This window comes from Magnetospira sp. QH-2 (assembly GCF_000968135.1).
In the GTDB taxonomy this organism is placed as follows: domain Bacteria; phylum Pseudomonadota; class Alphaproteobacteria; order Rhodospirillales; family Magnetospiraceae; genus Magnetospira.
The window spans coordinates 2,622,610-2,638,912 of record NZ_FO538765.1 but is presented as its reverse complement, the minus strand read 5'-3'; the positions used below and the strand labels follow the sequence as shown (position 1 = coordinate 2,638,912).

Annotated in this window: 20 protein-coding genes and 1 tRNA gene; 6 read left to right on the top strand and 15 right to left on the bottom strand. The window is 60.0% G+C overall.

Annotated features, from left to right (window positions below):
* Positions 1-4 precede the first annotated feature (4 nt).
* The gene (locus MGMAQ_RS12445) at positions 5-895 is read right to left on the bottom strand and encodes an SEL1-like repeat protein (protein ID WP_148560945.1); all 891 of its coding nucleotides are present in this window, start codon (positions 893-895) and stop codon (positions 5-7) included.
* A 193-nt stretch (positions 896-1,088) separates the two neighbouring features.
* On the opposite strand from MGMAQ_RS12445, the gene MGMAQ_RS21600 reads away from it, so the two are divergent.
* Together MGMAQ_RS21600 and MGMAQ_RS20440 are read left to right on the top strand one after the other, a co-directional pair.
* Entirely contained in the window at positions 1,089-1,739 is a 651-nt protein-coding gene (locus tag MGMAQ_RS21600; RefSeq protein ID WP_082085589.1) for a phage minor head protein, read from the top strand.
* A gap of 98 nt (positions 1,740-1,837) precedes the next feature.
* Positions 1,838-2,598 (top strand): IS5 family transposase gene (locus MGMAQ_RS20440; RefSeq protein WP_148560766.1). Its coding sequence is split into 2 segments (ribosomal slippage): positions 1,838-2,158 and positions 2,161-2,598, totalling 759 coding nucleotides; the frame shifts between segments, so codons are not numbered across the junction.
* Between the two features lie 112 nt (positions 2,599-2,710).
* Here MGMAQ_RS20440 and MGMAQ_RS20755 read toward each other — a convergent pair.
* Complete coding sequence (locus MGMAQ_RS20755) at positions 2,711-3,148, bottom strand: tetratricopeptide repeat protein (protein WP_158498855.1); 438 nt, start codon at positions 3,146-3,148, stop codon at positions 2,711-2,713.
* A gap of 43 nt (positions 3,149-3,191) precedes the next feature.
* Here MGMAQ_RS20755 and MGMAQ_RS12415 point away from each other — a divergent pair, with 43 nt between their 5' ends.
* Complete coding sequence (locus tag MGMAQ_RS12415; RefSeq protein WP_046020182.1) at positions 3,192-4,013, top strand: IS5 family transposase; 822 nt, start codon at positions 3,192-3,194, stop codon at positions 4,011-4,013.
* On the opposite strand, the gene MGMAQ_RS12410 is transcribed toward MGMAQ_RS12415, so the two are convergent.
* The 4 genes from MGMAQ_RS12410 to MGMAQ_RS21205 form a co-directional block, all read right to left on the bottom strand.
* Complete coding sequence (locus tag MGMAQ_RS12410) at positions 3,999-4,547, bottom strand: tetratricopeptide repeat protein (protein ID WP_046021781.1); 549 nt, start codon at positions 4,545-4,547, stop codon at positions 3,999-4,001. The genes MGMAQ_RS12415 and MGMAQ_RS12410 overlap by 15 nt on opposite strands.
* Before the next feature lie 302 nt (positions 4,548-4,849).
* Positions 4,850-5,050 carry a heavy-metal-associated domain-containing protein gene (locus MGMAQ_RS12405; RefSeq protein WP_046021780.1) on the bottom strand — a complete coding sequence of 67 codons (201 nt, stop codon included), beginning with the start codon at positions 5,048-5,050 and terminating at the stop codon, positions 4,850-4,852.
* 64 nt (positions 5,051-5,114) lie between these two features.
* On the bottom strand, positions 5,115-6,401 hold the full coding sequence (gene murA / locus MGMAQ_RS12400; RefSeq protein WP_046023297.1) for a UDP-N-acetylglucosamine 1-carboxyvinyltransferase: 1,287 nt from the start codon (positions 6,399-6,401) through the stop codon (positions 5,115-5,117).
* A gap of 123 nt (positions 6,402-6,524) precedes the next feature.
* A complete protein-coding gene (locus tag MGMAQ_RS21205) occupies positions 6,525-6,689 on the bottom strand; it encodes a hypothetical protein (protein WP_173427176.1) in 165 nt (54 codons plus the stop codon).
* 109 nt (positions 6,690-6,798) lie between these two features.
* Here MGMAQ_RS21205 and MGMAQ_RS12390 point away from each other — a divergent pair.
* Positions 6,799-6,873 (top strand) — tRNA-Thr (locus MGMAQ_RS12390).
* 22 nt (positions 6,874-6,895) lie between these two features.
* On the opposite strand, the gene MGMAQ_RS12385 is transcribed toward MGMAQ_RS12390, so the two are convergent.
* The 9 genes from MGMAQ_RS12385 to rpsF form a co-directional block, all read right to left on the bottom strand.
* On the bottom strand, positions 6,896-7,186 hold the full coding sequence (locus tag MGMAQ_RS12385) for a hypothetical protein (RefSeq protein WP_046021778.1): 291 nt from the start codon (positions 7,184-7,186) through the stop codon (positions 6,896-6,898).
* 26 nt (positions 7,187-7,212) lie between these two features.
* Positions 7,213-7,989, bottom strand: coding sequence for an ABC transporter ATP-binding protein (locus MGMAQ_RS12380; protein WP_046021777.1), 777 nt, complete (start codon positions 7,987-7,989; stop codon positions 7,213-7,215).
* Positions 7,986-8,762 carry an ABC transporter permease gene (locus MGMAQ_RS12375; protein WP_148560943.1) on the bottom strand — a complete coding sequence of 259 codons (777 nt, stop codon included), beginning with the start codon at positions 8,760-8,762 and terminating at the stop codon, positions 7,986-7,988. The genes MGMAQ_RS12380 and MGMAQ_RS12375 overlap by 4 nt, the downstream gene beginning before the upstream one ends.
* A complete protein-coding gene (gene alr / locus MGMAQ_RS12370; RefSeq protein WP_046021776.1) occupies positions 8,759-9,877 on the bottom strand; it encodes an alanine racemase in 1,119 nt (372 codons plus the stop codon). The genes MGMAQ_RS12375 and alr overlap by 4 nt, the downstream gene beginning before the upstream one ends.
* 150 nt (positions 9,878-10,027) lie before the next feature.
* The gene (locus MGMAQ_RS12365) at positions 10,028-11,548 is read right to left on the bottom strand and encodes a replicative DNA helicase (RefSeq protein WP_082085423.1); all 1,521 of its coding nucleotides are present in this window, start codon (positions 11,546-11,548) and stop codon (positions 10,028-10,030) included.
* Positions 11,549-11,780: 232 nt separating this feature from the next.
* Positions 11,781-12,431, bottom strand: a complete 651-nt coding sequence (gene rplI / locus MGMAQ_RS12360) for a 50S ribosomal protein L9 (RefSeq protein ID WP_046021775.1) — start codon at positions 12,429-12,431, stop codon at positions 11,781-11,783.
* Between the two features lie 4 nt (positions 12,432-12,435).
* On the bottom strand, positions 12,436-13,380 hold the full coding sequence (locus tag MGMAQ_RS12355; protein WP_046021774.1) for a DUF2232 domain-containing protein: 945 nt from the start codon (positions 13,378-13,380) through the stop codon (positions 12,436-12,438).
* 26 nt (positions 13,381-13,406) lie between these two features.
* Entirely contained in the window at positions 13,407-13,646 is a 240-nt protein-coding gene (rpsR, locus tag MGMAQ_RS12350; protein ID WP_065814693.1) for a 30S ribosomal protein S18, read from the bottom strand.
* Positions 13,646-14,098: a 30S ribosomal protein S6 gene (gene rpsF / locus MGMAQ_RS12345; protein WP_046021772.1), complete on the bottom strand. Its 453-nt coding sequence runs from the start codon at positions 14,096-14,098 to the stop codon at positions 13,646-13,648. Before rpsF ends, rpsR begins: the two co-directional genes overlap by 1 nt.
* A 458-nt stretch (positions 14,099-14,556) precedes the next feature.
* Here rpsF and fabD point away from each other — a divergent pair, with 458 nt between their 5' ends.
* Together fabD and fabG are read left to right on the top strand one after the other, a co-directional pair.
* Positions 14,557-15,498, top strand: a complete 942-nt coding sequence (gene fabD / locus MGMAQ_RS12340; RefSeq protein ID WP_046021771.1) for an ACP S-malonyltransferase — start codon at positions 14,557-14,559, stop codon at positions 15,496-15,498.
* Positions 15,499-15,522: 24 nt separating this feature from the next.
* The gene (gene fabG, locus MGMAQ_RS12335) at positions 15,523-16,260 is read left to right on the top strand and encodes a 3-oxoacyl-[acyl-carrier-protein] reductase (RefSeq protein ID WP_046021770.1); all 738 of its coding nucleotides are present in this window, start codon (positions 15,523-15,525) and stop codon (positions 16,258-16,260) included.
* The last annotated feature ends 43 nt before the right edge of the window (positions 16,261-16,303 follow it).

Sequence of the window (16,303 nt, the reverse complement as noted above, 5' to 3'; positions counted from 1 at the left end):
ATGCTTAATAGGGACGGTGGTTGTTTCTGGTCCAAATCTCAATACTCTTGAATTCGCCTATGGACAAATGGGGATGCAGTCTGTCCATGCCGGACTGGGCCACGCCGCCGCCGCCATTTGTCAGAGCTCGCTTGTACCAAAAATAGGCCATGGCATTGTTTTGCCGGAAGAGATCTCCCGTTTCGAGGCGGCGCGCCAACTCCAGTTGGGCGGATAGGTCACCCCCGTGCGCTTTGTTGACGAGATTGCCCTGAAACAGGATTCCCTTGGGGTAGCGCTTCTTGGTTTCCTCGCGCTCGCGCTCGTATTTCATTTTACCAATTCTGCTTTTTATGGACCCGTGAAGCAGGCGGTAAACCATTTCATCCGGGTACTGCTCGGTCAGCAGGTCGTACTCCCCTATCATCGCACGGGTCGTTTCCATATCGGCCGCCGCCAGTTTCTTGGCCCAGGCAAGCCCGTCGCGCAACGCTTCCGCTTCCGCCACCGGTTCGCCGTTGTCCTGCTGGCACTGGAGAATCGCCGCGACAAAAGGCCGGTCTTCTTGGTTCGTGGCGACAAGGGCATCGGCCAGCATGCGCGTTCCATGATGCAGGAAATGCACTCTCTCGGGTGTTAACTCCGAGGCGGCCTCTCGGCGGTGCGGGCACATCCTTTTTTCATTTTCTGCCCGTGGTAATTCATCCCGCCATTCCGAAGGCTTGATCCGAAACCCGTACAGGCGCCCAAACATCTGGAGGTCGATGGCTCTAGCGGTCTCTTCGTCCCCCTTGGCCAAGGCTTTCAGGCCCGTGTTCATCAGCTCCGAAAAGGGCACGCGTTTCTCGTCGTTGGCCCAGGCAAGGGTCATGGGAAGGGCGAGAACAAGAACTAAAACGGCAAGCATCGGTCGCATGGGTCGACTATAGCGCCATGCGACCGTTTGGTCCATGGTCCCGCATCGATGCCGGTTTGGTGACCGCCAAGCAAGCCCCGGGCTTTGTCGTATTCCCGATACCCCCGTTCCGGCCCAATGTCATCTTCCCCGCAGCGCATCCGCCCCTAAGTCCTCGTGATTCCAAACCCCAAACCCGGCCTGCCAACCCGGAATACACCTTCGAGACTTTCCTGCGTCTGGCCTCCGAGACCCCAGATGTGAACCGGGCGATGATGAGCCATGCCTATATGAACGGTGGTCCCGAGGACCCCCTGGGTGTGCGCGCACGGTCGGCGACAACAAGGTACGATCCTCCCATGCCGACCGGGAGGGGCAGACCTTTTCATGGGGCGATCCCCCCGAAGGCGGGCATCCCGGCGAGGCGCCAAATTGTCGGTGTTGGGCGGAGGAGGTAAAGGACAATAATGGTGTATGTCCGAAACTGGCCGGAGGCATAGCGCGCGCCAAAAATGAAATAGAATCATTTGAGCGTGAGCTCAAAGAGTTCCGCAAAAACCTCCTTCACCATGAGAAGGAGTTTATCGAGGCAGAGAATGAATTTCTTTGGCTGCTGGCAACGTTTGGTCTTTCCGATTTGGCCGACAGCGGGGACGATTTTCTGCGGCTTATTAAAAAGGCTCTAGGTCGGCTCAATTTGCTGGGTAAGATTGATCAATTCGTCGAGGCTTGGCATCGTCAAAACGAAGCGAAGAGCGCCATGAATACGGCTCGTGAAGCAGTGAAGGAGGCAGAGAGGAAGTTGGCCAACGCACGACAGACCCTTTCAAAGTTGCAAAAAGAGTATGATAGGCAATGTGGTTGACGAGGGAAGCTTTGGCTAGGCTCAGGACCCATAAAAGGGATTCCCAATAGTCGGTGGACATGATTCCCTTCCCTGGAATTTTAGGGAGGGGAAAGCCGATGCAGAGCCATCATTTCTGGTTGTCCGACAAACAATTCGAACGCCTTCAACCGTTGCTGCCGAACAAAACAAGAGGCGTCCCGCGCGTCGATGACCGGCGGGTGATCAGCGGCATCATCCATGTTCTTCGCCACGGCTTGATGTGGCGTGACGCGCCCGTCGCCTATGGACCGCACAAGACCCTGTACAACCGCTTCGTCCGTTGGAGCGAGGCCGGAGTGTTCGACCGGATCTTCGCCACCCTGGCCGCCGAAAGCACGGCCACCCATACGGTGATGATCGACGCCACCCATCTCAAGGCCCACAGGACGGCGGCGAGCCTGCTCAAAAAGGGGCTGTTCCCCGCCGTATCGGGCGCACCAAGGGCGGCCTGAATTCGAAACTGCATGCCGCCTGCGATGCCGATGGAAAGCCCCTGATCCTGCTGCTGACCGAAGGACAAGTCAGCGACTATCGCGGCGCCGACACCATGCTCCCTGCATTCCCTGATGCCGACGACCTGATCGCCGACAGGGGATACGACAGCGACCGTTTCCGCCAGGCCCTGCTTGATCTCGGCATCGAGCCCTGCATTCCAGGTCGCTCGAACCGCAAAGAGGAAATCCTTTACGATAAAGCCCTCTACAAGCAGCGAAACTTGATCGAGCGCATGTTCGGTCGGCTCAAGGACTGGCGGCGTATCGCCACCCGCTACGACCGTTGCGCCCATACCTTCATGAGCGCAATCTGCATCGCCGCAACCGTCATCTTCTGGTTATGAGTCCTGAGCCTAGATCACGTCGCGTTTGATCGGATTCGATCAAACGCGAATAACGTGATCGATTCCAATAGGGTCGCGTGTGTCTAATGGGTCCAATTGGACCCGACACGCGCTAAGGAACGAATTCGAAATCGAAAGCCTCTTCATAGGCCCATTGACGGCGCCTGCTGTCGAGCAATTGCTCCGCAGCCTGGATCTCGTTCGTGACGTCCAGGCCATTTTTACGGGCACGCAACAACCATACAAGAGCTTTGTAAACCAGGATGGTGTCCTCACTCGATTGCAGATAAAGGATACCTAATTCCCGTTGGGCATTGGCGTGGTTTCTTTCCGCCGCCATGAGGAGGTATACGCCATGGGAGTTTTCATTCTTCGACAGGCCGTCTCCTGTCAGGTAGCGCTTTGCGAGGTTATAGAGCGCCTCGGGGTGGCCTTTCCGCGCTGCCAAGCGAAGCCAGCTGACGGCCCGATCCGGTGCGGGATACACGCCATTGCCAGTCTGCAGATCTCTAAGAGGCTGGCTGAAAAAGAGTTGAGTGGAATCAGTCACTTGTGATTCTATCGTTGTGACCAAACAATGAAGGAGACACAAGATGTGGACCGAGACCACTCGTCCCAAGTATGAGCGCAACAACAGCCGGTATGCAAGCGACCTGACACAAGAGGAATGGGAATGGATCGAGCCGCATTTACCCGAGGCGAACCGATTGGGTCGGCCACGCGAGACGGATTTGCGGGAGGTTGTCAATGCGTTGCTCTATATCGCGGCGAGTGGATGTCAGTGGCGACTGTTGCCGAAATGCTTTCCGCCCTATTCGACGGTACAGGGATATTTTTACGATTGGCGCGACGACGGTCGGTGGGCGACGATCAATCATCATCTTGTCATGGCGGCACGCGAGGCGATGGGCAGGGAGGCCTCCCCAAGTGCCGGAGTGATCGACAGCCAGAGCGTGAAAACCACGGAGAGCGGCGGCCCCCGGGGCTTTGACGCAGGCAAGAAGATCAAAGGCCGGAAGCGTCACATCGTCACCGATACCGAAGGCTTCATGGTTGCCGTCATGGTGCACGAGGCGGATATCCAGGATCGCGACGGTGCTCCCGGGATCCTCGCCTCCTTTCGCAGCCGCCTCCCTTGGCTACGCCATGTCTTCGCTGACGGAGGCTATGCTGGACAAAAGCTGCGCGGCGCGCTGGAAAAGATCGGACAATGGACCATTGAAGTGATCAAGCGCTCCGATGCGGCAAACGGTTTCGAGGTTCTACCCCGGCGCTGGGTCGTGGAGCGTACCTTCGCTTGGCTCGGTCGGTGTCGTAGACTGGCCAAGGATTTCGAGGCGACCATCGAAAGCGCCGTCGCTTGGATTACCATCGCCAGTATACGCCAGCTCACCCGGCGTCTAGCAAGAGATTGAACTCGAAAGCTTCTTTCTGAGTCCGACTCTAAAATTGCGCATCATCACATCCGGCGGGCCGTTGGCCTCTGCTCTGGCACGCTTGATTTCCTCATGCATCATGTCCGGAACGGGATCGCCGAAAAACGCCAGAGCCAGTAAAAAATCGGAATAGGGGTCCTTCCGGAAAAAACCGGACAAAGCCTGACTGCGAAACCAATAGCGCGCTTGGTTTTCTTTGCGCTCGACGCCGAGACCGTTGAGGTAAAAATAGCCCAGGCGGAATCCAGCAGCAGAGGAGCCGCGCTCGACGGTCCGGCTGTAGTGCTCGAAAGCCTGTGTATAATCCTGGCGGACACATCGCCCTTTGTCGTAGGCCTGACCGAGGGAAAGCAGCTGATCAAGCGCTAATTTGGAAGGGTCTGTTTTTTGAAAGCGCAGGATGTCGTCACAAGTGAAATCATCCGGTTCGGAATTACCGGCATAGCCATCGGGTGTAAAGAATAAGGATGCCAGAAGGATGACAACGGCTTGGGATGTGTGAATGCGAGCCATCTTGCTCTGGGAGTTATTGCAGCGGGTTCCGAGCGTAGTGTATCACACGACAATCACAAGCGCGCCACCGACCATAGGCGCTCGATACACAGAGCTTTCACAGACTGCTGAAAAAGTATTGTGCTACGTCCCGCCTCGCCCTTCGTCCCTCGACAAGCTCGGGATGAGGAAGCTCAGGGTGAGGCTAACTTGTTGAAAATTCGAAGGCCCTCATGCTGAGCTTGGCGAAGCATCTGTCGCCACAGGCTCGAAATCGGAGCTTTTCAGCAGCCTGTTGGAATACCCTATCCCGTGCTTTTCCCTCAAGCAGGTCCGTTGAACTCGAACCCGGCGTTTTCCACTGCCTGCTGGACCACCGCTGCATCATCGACGCCGCCGACGGTGACGGTCTTGGCTTCCAGGTCGACGGTCACGGTGCTATCGGCGGCCAGTTCCTTGATGGCTTTTTCCACGGATGAGGCGCAGCCGCCGCAGGTCATGCCGTTTACCAAGTATTTCGCCATTGGTCGCTCTCCATGTTGCAGGTGCGAAGAAAGAGGTTATGAAATACCTTTTCTGGTCCCAAAGTCAAGCGCCCTTAACCCTTTCGATTAGGGCACCACAGGCCGATAGCTTGTCTTCCAGGCGCTCGTAGCCGCGGTCCAGGTGATAGACCCGGTTGATTTCCGTCTCGCCGCCGGCCGCCAATCCGGCCAGCACCAGGGACATGGAGGCGCGTAGGTCGGTGGCCATCACCGGGGCGCCGGATAATTGCCCCACGCCGCGCACGATGGCCGAGGCGCCATGTACATTGATGTCGGCACCCATTCGACAGAGCTCCGGCACATGCATGAAGCGGTTCTCGAAGATGGTCTCGGTGATCATGGAGGCACCCTCGGCGGTGGCCATCAGGGCCATGGCCTGGGCTTGCATGTCGGTGGGGAAGCCGGGATAGGGCTCGGTCATCATGTCGACCCCGTGCAGGCCGTTCATGCGCGCGACCCGCAGGCCACCGGATTCCTCGGTGATCTCGACACCGGCCTTGCGCAGGGTATCGGCCAGGGAGCCGATCAGATCCAGACGCGTGCCTTCCAACAGCAGATTGCCGCCGGTAATCGCCGCGGCGATGGCATAAGAGCCGGTTTCGATGCGGTCGGGCACCACCGTGTGATGCGCGCCATGCAGACTGTCGACCCCTTGGATGCGCAGGGTATCGGTGCCGATGCCGTCGATCTTGGCGCCCATGGCCACCAGGCACTCGGCCAGATCGATGACTTCCGGCTCGCGGGCGGCATTGCCCAGCACCGTCTCGCCCTCGGCCAGGGTGGCGGCCATGAGAATATTCTCTGTGCCGCCAACGGTGACCACCGGAAACATGATCTTGCCGCCCTTGAGGCCTTGAGGGGCCCGGGCTTCGATATAGCCCTGGGTCAGCTCAATCTCGGCCCCCATCTGCTCCAGGGCCGTCAGATGCAGGTCCACAGGCCTTGTGCCGATGGCGCAGCCGCCGGGCAGGGAGACCCGCGCCACCCCGTGACGGGCCACCAGGGGACCCAGAACCAGCACCGAGGCGCGCATCTTGCGCACCAGGTCATAGGGCGCGGTGGTCGACTTGATATTGGGACAGCCCAGGTCGAAGGTGCGCCCCGCATGGCCACCGTTGGGCGCGTGGCCGTTCATGCCCAGATCGACCCCCAGTTCCACCAGCAGGTTGGCCATGGAGGAGATATCCGCCAGGTGGGGCAGATTGGACAGGCTCAGGGTCTCGTCGGTGAGCAGCGCCGCCGCCATGAGCGGCAAGGCGGCATTCTTGGCGCCGCCAATGGGGATAGTCCCGTGAAGAGGCTTGCCGCCCCGGATGACAATACGATCCATGCCTTGACCTGAATGCTGGTCGGGCACCCGATAGGGTGGTCGGGACCCGGAAGAAAGAAAGAAGAGGGTCATACCCTCAACATGGCCGGTGTTCAAGGCGGCAATGCGCCGCAAATACGGCGATCAGGAGTCCGGATCGGAGATCGGCTCGTTTTTGTCCGGAGACTTTCGCGCCCTTTGCTGTTGTTTGCGTTTGGCCAGGTTGGCGCGCAGGGCTTCCGCCTGTTTGTCGCGGCGGCTTTCCGTTGCCTTGTCGGGTGCAGGTGTGGCGGTTTTTTCCTGTGTCATGGCGGGATCCTGCCCTTCTGGTTCACGGGCGTCAATCATTCCCGGATGTTAGCGGAAAAGTCCTTGCATCCCCCGATGGCCTATGGCAATTTCCGCCCACTTTCCCAGTGCCGCCGTAGCTCAGGGGTAGAGCGCGCCCTTGGTAAGGGCGAGGTCGAGTGTTCAATTCACTCCGGCGGCACCAGTTTTTCCCCAAAATATTCGCGTTAGCGGCCCATCGGATTGAACATCTTCATGGGGGTGCTGCCGCCCGTCAGGGGGTTCAGCTTCTGCATGCTTTGCTGCATGGAGCGCATGTCCTCGGCCATGGTTTTCATGGTGGTGCTCATTTCCGGGACACTGACGGCCATGACCTCCATGCGCTGGGCCATGGAATCCATGTTTTTAGCCATGGACTCCATATTGCTGGCCATGGAGTTCATCACCGAAAGGGAAAACAGCATCACGGCGGCAAAAGCGAGGCCCGCAACGGTCATCAGGATCTTGGAGACGGTCATGGTTATTCCTCCGACAATATCACCTGTCAGCGCCGCACCGCCATCTGGATCGGGCCATCGGCGCGGCCGTTGATGAACTGATCGACGTATTCGTTGCCGGAATTGTCGATGTCTTCGGTCGGCCCGGCCCAGATGATCTGGCCCTCATAGAGCATGGCAATGCGGTTGGCGATCTTGCGGGCGCTGGCCATGTCATGGGTGATGGAGAGGGCGGTGGCCCCCATCTCGCGGGTCACCTTGACGATCAGATCATTGATCACGTCGGCCATGATCGGGTCCAACCCGGTGGTCGGCTCGTCGAAAAAGATGATTTCCGGATCGGTGGCAATGGCGCGGGCCAGACCGACGCGCTTTTGCATGCCGCCGGACAGCTCCGAAGGTTGAAGGTTGGCCACCGCGGGATCAAGGCCGACCATGGCCAGCTTCTGTACCGCGATGTCGTGGGCGTCATGGCGCGAACAGCGGTGTTCGGCTAGGAGCCCGAATGCGATGTTTTCCCACACCGGTAGGGAATCGAACAGAGCGGCGCCCTGGAACAGCATACCGAATTTCTTATTCACCCGTTCCCGGGCACGGCCCCGTATTCCAACCACCTGTTCGCCATCCACTTCGATGGAGCCTTTGTTAGGCCACAGCATGCCGAGGATGCATTTCAAGGTGACCGACTTGCCGGTACCCGACCCGCCGATGACCACGACGCTCTCGCCCACGCCCACGTCCAAATCGACACCGCGCAGGACCTTCTTGTCGCCGAAGGACTTGTGAACGTCGCGCATGCTGATTTTTACGGGCTGCTCGGTCATGAGGCGAAAAAGATCTCCGTCAGGATATAGTCAAAGCAGAGGATCAATATGGAAGCGGAAACCACGGCATTGGTGGTTGCGGTACCAACCCCTTGAGCGCCGCCCTTGGAATTATAGCCATGGTAACAGCCCATCAAGGTGGTAAGAAAGCCGAACACGCTGGCCTTGACCAGGCCGGAGACCACATCTTGGACTTCCAGGAAGTCCCAGGTGCTTTGCAGATAGTTGGCCGGGTTGAAGCCGAGCTTGTAGACCGCCACCAGATAGCCGCCGAACACGCCGATGATATCGGCGACGAACACCAACAGCGGCAGCATCAATATGCCTGCGATCAAGCGGGGTGCCACCAGGTATTTCATCGGGTTGGTGGACAAGGTGGTCAGGGCGTCCACTTGCTCTGTGACCCGCATGGTGCCGATCTCGGCGGCCATGGAGGCGCCGATGCGACCGGCGACCATCAGGCCCGCCAGCACCGGTCCCAGTTCCCGGGTCAAAGACAGCACCACCACGCTGGCAACGGCGCCCTCGGCGGAAAAGCGGGAGAACCCGGTATAGCTTTGCAGCGCCAACACCATGCCCGCGAACAACGCGGTCAGGCCAACCACCGGCAACGAGAAATAGCCGATCTCGACAATCGCATGCAGGATGTTGCGCATGTAAAAAGGCGGGCGGACGCAATGGGACAGCGCCTCGCCGGTGAACAGGGTCAGCCGTCCGGTTGTAGCCAGGATCGCCAGAGACGCGCGGCCAATGGGGCGAAGTGGATTGATCATGCGCCTGGCCCGTTGCTGTAGACCCGCAGAAAGCGATTGCCAAGGCCTGTGAGGATCTCATAGCCAATGGTCCCCGCTGCCTGGGCGACGTCGTCCACCGTGCTGTGGGGGCCGATCAGATCCACCATACACCCTGGCTGGGTCAGCTGTTCTGGGACAGCGGTCACGTCGAGGGTCGTCAGGTCCATGGAGATGCGTCCCACCACCGGGGCGCGATGGTCTTTGATGAAGGCTCGCCCCCTGTTACTGATCGTGCGCAAAAAGCCATCCGCATAACCGACGCCAACCGTGGCGATGCGGGACGGACCCCAGACGCGATGGGTGGCACCATATCCAACCGCCCGGGGGGTGTCAATTGTACGGACTTGCAGGATTTTTGCTTGCAACCGAACTACTTGCGCCATGGGGTTAGGGTTGTCGGGGGTCGGGTTGACGCCATAGATCGCCACGCCGGGCCGGGCCAGGTCGAAATGATAGTCGGCTCCGAGGAAGATCCCCGAGGAGTTGGCGATAGAACCGGGCGCGCGCAGACCTGCCGCATCCAGCCGCTGCCTCAAGGTTGTGAACTCTTCCAGCTGTCCGCTGTTCATCTTGTGGTTCGGGCTATCGGCGCAGGCCAGGTGGCTCATGATCAGGCTCGGTGCCAATGCCTGGCAGAGATCCGTATCGGCGATCAGTTGTTCCGTTTCCTCCGGGGACAGGCCCAGACGGGACATGCCCGTATCCAGATGAATATCGCAAGGGCGAGGTGTCTGGCCGCAGAATTGAGTCCAAGCACGGATTTGATGGATGTCGTTGAGCACCGGAATGAGGTTTTGGGCCAGAAAATCGGATTCGGTACCTTCCAGCAGGCCGTTGAGCACATGGATCTCGGCCTCGCGCAGTCTCTTGCGCAGGGTCGTGGCTTCCTCGATCTGAGCCACAAAGAACACCTTGCAGCCTGCGTTCCACAGGGCTTGGGCCACGCGGTTCATGCCCAGGCCATAGGCATCGGCCTTGACCACGGCGGCGCATTGGCGGGGTGCCACACGGTCTCGCAATAGCCGCCAGTTATCGACCAGCGCTTTCAGATCGATGGTCAGGATGGCTCCGGTTCGGGCTTCGGTCTTTTTCATGGCACCATAGTGGTCGAGGCGTGAAAAGGCTTTTCGCTGGCTGGCACGCCTCACCCTTCGACAGGCTCGGGGTGAGGCTCCATAATTGCAATTCTTACAGCCTCGTGCTGAGCTTGTCGAAGCATGCAATCGCCGCGAGGTTTCTGGATCCTATTCGTAGTCGCCGCCGTGCGTGGTGTCCAGGTCTCCGAAGCGAGTGAATTGTCCGGTGAACTGCAAGGTGATGTCGCCCACGGGGCCATGACGCTGCTTGGCGATGATCACATCGGCCAGATTGCGCACCCGGTCCAGGCGCTCCTCCCACTTGGCGGCCTTTTCCACATCGTCCGCGTCGGGGCGTTTGCGTTCCAGGTAATATTCGGCGCGGTAGATGAACATGACCACGTCGGCATCCTGTTCGATGGAGCCCGATTCACGCAGATCCGAGAGCTGCGGGCGTGGCGGTTCCCGCTGTTCCACGGCGCGGGACAGCTGCGACAAAGCGATCACCGGCAGGTTCAGTTCCTTGGCCAGGGTCTTCAGGCCCCGAGTGATTTCGGACAGTTCCTGCACGCGGTTTTCGTTCTTGTTGCCGGCGCCGGAGATCAGTTGCAGGTAATCCACCACGATCATGCTCAGGCCATGCTGGCGCTTCAGTCGCCGGGCCCGGGTGCGCAGGGCCGAGACGGTCAGCGCCGGGGTGTCATCGATGAAAAAGGGCAGTTGATAGAGTGCCTGACTGGCCGAGACCAGGCGGGTGAACTCGTCGTTGGACAGTTCGCCCTTGCGCATGCGGTCCGATGAAATCTGCACTTCCTGGGAAATGATACGGGCGGCCAATTGCTCGGCACTCATTTCCAGCGAGAAGAAGCCGACCACCGCGCCTTCCTCGCCATTGGTGCGGGCATGGGAGTAGGCGGCGTTATAGGCGATGTTGGTAGCCAGGGCGGTCTTACCCATGGAAGGTCGTCCGGCGAGGATCAGCAGGTCCGAGGAATGCAGCCCGCCGAGCATCTTGTCCAGGTCGCGCAGCCCGGTGGTACAGCCCGCCAGGCCTGTGGTCCGCTTGTGGGCCGCCTCCGCCGCGTTGAGCGCGCCCAGGACCGAATCCTTGAACGGCTTGAAGCCGCCTTCGGTCTCGCCCGAGGTAGCCAGGTCGTAAAGCCGTTGTTCCGCCGCCTCGATCTGGCTGTTGGCGGTCTCGCCCACATTGGAATCGAAGGCCGAGTTGACCACCTCTTCACCCAGGTCGATCAGTTCTCTTTTGAGGTGCAAGTCATAAATAATGCGACCATATTCGGTGGCATTGATGATGGTTACCGCAGCATCAGCCAGCTCTGTCAGATAGCGTATCCCGCCCACGTCAGCTAATTGCTGATTCGATTCGAAGTAGTTCCTGAGTGTGACCAAATCAGCTATCAGGCTGCGTTCAACTAGCAGAGTGATAGCCTCAAAAACCATACCGTTGACTGGGTCGGCAAAGTGCTCTGGACGCAAGAACTCAGCGACTCGTTCATGGGCCCTGTTGTTCGCTAAGATTGCGCCGATAAGAGATTTTTCAGCTTCATAGTTCCGCGGTGGCGCACGGAACGCATCGCGCTCCGGCAACCCGCCGGGAACAGGGTCGGAATAGGTATGGGGTTCGTCTCCCGGCGGAGGGGGCGAACCATGTTCGTCACTGATATTCTCCATGTGTGGATACTATTATCTATTGCTATTAATAGGAAGGCTAGGGATGTTCCAGAGGGGTTCCTACTAAGCGAATTAGTCAGTATAAGGCTTTGACGATAAACACATAAAATGGTTTCCTTGCGGCTATGCCTCTAGTGCTACCACTGCTTTCGTTGTGGATAACTGAACACAGTAAAACGGCGCGATCCAAGACCGCGCCGTCTGTATAACCTGTGGAAAAGAATTGTGCCGATTAGGCGGTTTCTTGTTCGGTGGTCTCGTCTACCACCGACGCAGCCTCTTCCTCGGCGGGGGCTTCGTCGCCCGCTTCGCCTTCGGCGGCCTCCGCGTCCATGGGTTCGTCTTCGCTATAGCCCATGGGCGGCAGATCGGTGTTTTCCTCTTCCTCTTCGCCACCCAAGACGGCGGCGCCGGTCTCGACCTGGATCTGCGCTTCCTCGGCGGTGCGGGCCACGTTGACCGTGACCGTCACGGCCACTTCCGGGTGCAGGCGGACGATCACTTCGTGCATGCCCACGGACTTGATCGGATGGGCCAGCTCGATCTGGCTGCGGCTAACGGTGTAGCCGTCCTCGGTGAGGGCGGTGGCCACGTCCCGGCTGTTGGCCGATCCGTAAAGCTGCCCGGCCTCGCCGGCCTGACGCAGGATGATGACCGATACATCGACCATCTTCTCGGCCACGGCCTCGGCTTCTTGACGCCGCTGCAGGTTGTCGGCCTCCAATTGGGCCTTCTGACCATCGAAGACCGCCTTGTTGGCCTCGGTGGCCCTCAGAGCTTTCTTCTGCGGCAGCAGATAGTTGCGGGCATAGCCGGGCTTGACGTTGACCACGTCTCCCATCTGACCCAATTTCTCGACGCGTTCCAGCAGAATGACATCCATAACCTTACTCTCCCGTGCGCTGACCGGGGGCCGCCAACCGCTGGCGGAAGCCGATCAATTGCTCGACAAAACCAATTGCAGCCACTACCGCCATGGACCAGGCGACAAAGACCACCAACATATAAAACACGCCCAGGATCAGCAACGGTTGCGGGAACCGGGGCGCCAGGGCATGCACCAAGGCAAGCCCGACGAAAAACGACGGTACGGCCAGCACAATCACCATGTTCCGGCCGAGGTACTCAAACTCTCCGTTGGCGACCAGCGCGAAAGCGGCGGCAACCACCAAAGGCACCGGCGCCCAACTGGGCACCGTCAGGTTGGCCATCTTCGGCGACGGGCGGAGATTTCGCCCGGTACGCGTCAGGATCGCCTGCGCCGCGGCGCCGTTGGCCACCACCATGATCACCCAGGAGGTTCCGACCAACCCGGGGAAAATGGCTGCCACCATCGTGACCCACTCCTTCACCTCGGCCTCGGTGCCAGCGGCAAGAAGCGGCGACAACAGCCGCGTCAACATCTCTTCGATCTCCTGGCTCAGGGCGATCCCCGATCCCAGAAGAAAGACGGACATGACCATAAGCATGGCCGCCGTCATTAGCGTCAACCAGACCAACACATGCCCGGTCGGGTACCAGACCACTTTCGATCCGTCGCTTTCGTCTTGCTGACTCAGCAGAGCGAAACGGACCACCATGGTGGCCGGAGCCACATGCACCAGGGCATAGGCCATGGCCGGAAGCGGACCGAGCGCGACGACCGAAATCGCCAGCCCGGCCAGGCAACTGGTCAGCAGCGCCCTTGTTCCAAGGGACAGTCCGACCCAATAAAGGGGCAGGGGCGCTGCATAGGTCAGCAGAATACCAAAGGGATTCCCGCTGACCCAGCTCAAGGCCAACAAGCCGCTGAAAGCTCCGGCCGCGATGGCCGTGATGGTCTCTTTCGACATGTCGGCCCCGTGGGTGGGTTCCGCGCCTACTTCAGCACGTAAGGCAGCAGTCCCAGATATCGGGCGCGCTTGATGGCCTTGGCCAGTTCACGCTGCTTCTTGCCGGAAACGGCAGTGATCCGGCTCGGCACGATCTTGCCACGCTCGGAAATGAAGCGACCCAGCAGACGGATGTCCTTGTAGTCGATCTTCGGAGCGCCATCGCCGGAGAACGGGCAGGTCTTGCGGCGCCGGAAAAACGGGCGGCGGGGTGCGGGCTTGCTCATTATTCGGCTCCTTCGGCGGGGGCGGCGGCGGGCGCGTCGTCCCGGGGACGATCATCGCGGCGCGGGCGGTCGTCACGGCGCGGACGGTCATCCCGGTCCCGGCGCGGACGGTCCGGGCGGTCGCCCCGATCCTTGTTCTGCATCATGATGGACGGGCCTTCTTCAAGCTCTTCCATGCGCAGGGTCAAGAAGCGCAGAACGTCTTCATTCAACTGCATCTGCCGTTCCATTTCATGAATGGCGGCGGCCGGGGCATCAATGTGGAACATCACATAGTGGCCCTTGCGGTTCTTCTTGATTTTGTAGGCGAGGCTACGCAGGCCCCAATACTCGCGCTTATTGACTTCGCCGCCATTGTCCGTGAGGACCGTGGTGAAGGCATCTCCCAGAGCATCCACCTGCTGGGCGGAAATGTCCTGGCGCGCGATAAACACGCATTCGTACAAAGACATAATCTGTCTCTCCCTATGGCTTCTCTCAGCCCCCACGAAGACGTGCGGGCATAGCCGGGCCAATCCCGGCAGGAAGACTGAAGGCCGGGACTATACACATTTCATTTGGCCGTGCAAGGGGATTGAAGGCGTTGCGCCGGGACATGGTCCCCGATACCGGCAGACTCCTCGACTCGGAAAAACCCATGAATGCGCATTCAGTCTTGTTGGCCCCGTGGTACCGCCGCAACGAAACCGGTCAACAATGGAGTTCAACCGATGAAAATGTCGGCCTTTGCGCCAGGGGCGCGGAGGGTTTCCTCGGAGAGTTCCATCAAAAAAAACGCCTGCGGCCGCCGCGACCTTTTGGTCGCCCACCGTGAGGGCACCCCGGCCCTTGATCCCGCGTCCCGCAGCCGCTAAACAACGGGCTGCCGTTTTGATCGACATTTTTTCGCAACATCGGGGGTCGCCAATCCATGTCACGCGCATTCGTTTTTCCCGGTCAGGGGTCCCAGGCCGTCGGCATGGGCAAGGACCTGGCCGATGCTTTTCAAACCGCCCGCGATGTCTTTGGCGAGGTGGATCAGGCCCTGTCTCAGGATCTGTCCAAGATCATGTTCGAGGGGCCGGAGGATCAGTTGATCCTGACCGAGAACGCCCAACCGGCCTTGATGGCCGTCAGTCTGGCCGTCGTGCGGGTGCTGGAAAAGGACGGCGGCATGGACCTGGGCAAGGCTTGCGCGCTGGTGGCCGGTCATTCCCTGGGCGAGTATTCGGCTCTGGCCGCGGCCGGGGCATTCAGCCTCGCCGATACGGCAAAACTGCTCAAAATCCGCGGGCAGGCCATGCAAAAAGCCGTGCCGGTGGGCCAAGGCGCCATGGCGGCGCTGCTGGGCCTGGACCTGGAGGCCGCCCGCGCGGTGGCCGACGAGGCGGCGCAGGGCGAAGTCTGCACGGCGGCCAATGACAACGCGCCGGGCCAAGTGGTGGTCAGCGGCGCCAAGGCCGCCGTCGAGCGGGCCTTGGTCATTGCCAAGGAAAAGGGCGCCAAGCGCGCCGTTCTGTTGCCGGTGAGCGCGCCGTTCCATTGCGCTTTGATGCAACCCGCCGCCGACGCCATGGCGGAGGCCCTGGGCAATGTGACCATTTCGGCGCCGGTGGTGCCGCTGGTGGCCAACGTGACCGCCGCCCAAGTCAGCGATCCCGACGAGATTCGCCGCCTGCTGGTGGAACAAGTCACCGGCGCGGTGCGCTGGCGCGAAAGCGTGCTGGCCATGAAAGAGGCGGGAATCACCGGTCTGGTGGAGCTTGGCAGTGGCAAGGTGTTGGGCGGCCTGGTGCGACGCATCGACAAGAGTCTGAGCGGATCGTCGATCAATACGCCGCAAGACATCGAGACTTTTCTTGAGAGCCTCTGATTTTTGATAGTGGGGAACCGAAACATGTTCGATCTGACTGGTAAATGTGCCCTGGTGACCGGGGCTTCTGGGGGCATCGGCGGCGCCATTGCCCGGTCCCTGCACCAAGCCGGGGCGAAAGTGGCGCTTTCGGGGCGCAACAAGGAAGCTTTGGATGCCCTGGCCGCCGAGTTGGGCGAAGGGACTTTTGCCGTGCCGGCCGATCTGTCCGATTCCGCCGGGGCCGAAGCGCTGATCAAGGATGCCGAAGCGGTACTGGGGCAGGTGGATATCCTGATCAACAATGCGGGCATGACCAAGGACAATCTGGCCATGCGCATGAAGGATGACGACTGGCAGGCCGTGTTGGATGTGAATCTGTCGGCGGCTTTTCGGCTGTCCCGCGCCTGCCTGAAGGGCATGATGAAACGACGCTTCGGGCGCATCGTCGGGATTACATCCATCGTCGGTACCACCGGTAACCCGGGTCAGGCTAATTATGCCGCTTCCAAGGCGGGTATGATCGGCATGACTAAATCCTTGGCCCAGGAAGTGGCTTCGAGGGGCATCACCGCCAATTGCGTGGCGCCGGGGTTCATTGTGTCGGCCATGACCGACGTGCTGCCCGATGCCCAAAAAGACAAGCTGTTGGGCGGCATTCCCGCCGGGCGCATGGGCGATGCGGCGGAGATCGCCGCCGCCGTGGTCTACCTGTCCAGCGACGAGGCCGCCTACACCACCGGCCAGACCCTGCATGTGAATGGCGGCATGGCGATGATCTGATCCCCCGGAAGGGGAAGACAGGATACTGGCCTTGCCGTATAAA

Excerpts from the sequence above, each read along its gene's own strand:
- MGMAQ_RS12445 (WP_148560945.1), bottom strand. The coding sequence starts at position 895 with ATGCGACCGATGCTTGCCGTTTTAGTTCTTGTTCTCGCCCTTCCCATG.
- MGMAQ_RS12415 (WP_046020182.1), top strand. The coding sequence starts at position 3,192 with ATGTGGACCGAGACCACTCGTCCCAAGTATGAGCGCAACAACAGCCGG.
- MGMAQ_RS12410 (WP_046021781.1), bottom strand. The coding sequence starts at position 4,547 with ATGGCTCGCATTCACACATCCCAAGCCGTTGTCATCCTTCTGGCATCC.
- MGMAQ_RS12405 (WP_046021780.1), bottom strand. The coding sequence starts at position 5,050 with ATGGCGAAATACTTGGTAAACGGCATGACCTGCGGCGGCTGCGCCTCA.
- murA (WP_046023297.1), bottom strand. The coding sequence starts at position 6,401 with ATGGATCGTATTGTCATCCGGGGCGGCAAGCCTCTTCACGGGACTATC.
- MGMAQ_RS21205 (WP_173427176.1), bottom strand. The coding sequence starts at position 6,689 with ATGACACAGGAAAAAACCGCCACACCTGCACCCGACAAGGCAACGGAA.
- MGMAQ_RS12385 (WP_046021778.1), bottom strand. The coding sequence starts at position 7,186 with ATGACCGTCTCCAAGATCCTGATGACCGTTGCGGGCCTCGCTTTTGCC.
- MGMAQ_RS12380 (WP_046021777.1), bottom strand. The coding sequence starts at position 7,989 with ATGACCGAGCAGCCCGTAAAAATCAGCATGCGCGACGTTCACAAGTCC.
- MGMAQ_RS12375 (WP_148560943.1), bottom strand. The coding sequence starts at position 8,762 with ATGATCAATCCACTTCGCCCCATTGGCCGCGCGTCTCTGGCGATCCTG.
- alr (WP_046021776.1), bottom strand. The coding sequence starts at position 9,877 with ATGAAAAAGACCGAAGCCCGAACCGGAGCCATCCTGACCATCGATCTG.
- MGMAQ_RS12365 (WP_082085423.1), bottom strand. The coding sequence starts at position 11,548 with ATGGAGAATATCAGTGACGAACATGGTTCGCCCCCTCCGCCGGGAGAC.
- rplI (WP_046021775.1), bottom strand. The coding sequence starts at position 12,431 with ATGGATGTCATTCTGCTGGAACGCGTCGAGAAATTGGGTCAGATGGGA.
- MGMAQ_RS12355 (WP_046021774.1), bottom strand. The coding sequence starts at position 13,380 with ATGTCGAAAGAGACCATCACGGCCATCGCGGCCGGAGCTTTCAGCGGC.
- rpsR (WP_065814693.1), bottom strand. The coding sequence starts at position 13,646 with ATGAGCAAGCCCGCACCCCGCCGCCCGTTTTTCCGGCGCCGCAAGACC.
- rpsF (WP_046021772.1), bottom strand. The coding sequence starts at position 14,098 with ATGTCTTTGTACGAATGCGTGTTTATCGCGCGCCAGGACATTTCCGCC.
- fabD (WP_046021771.1), top strand. The coding sequence starts at position 14,557 with ATGTCACGCGCATTCGTTTTTCCCGGTCAGGGGTCCCAGGCCGTCGGC.
- fabG (WP_046021770.1), top strand. The coding sequence starts at position 15,523 with ATGTTCGATCTGACTGGTAAATGTGCCCTGGTGACCGGGGCTTCTGGG.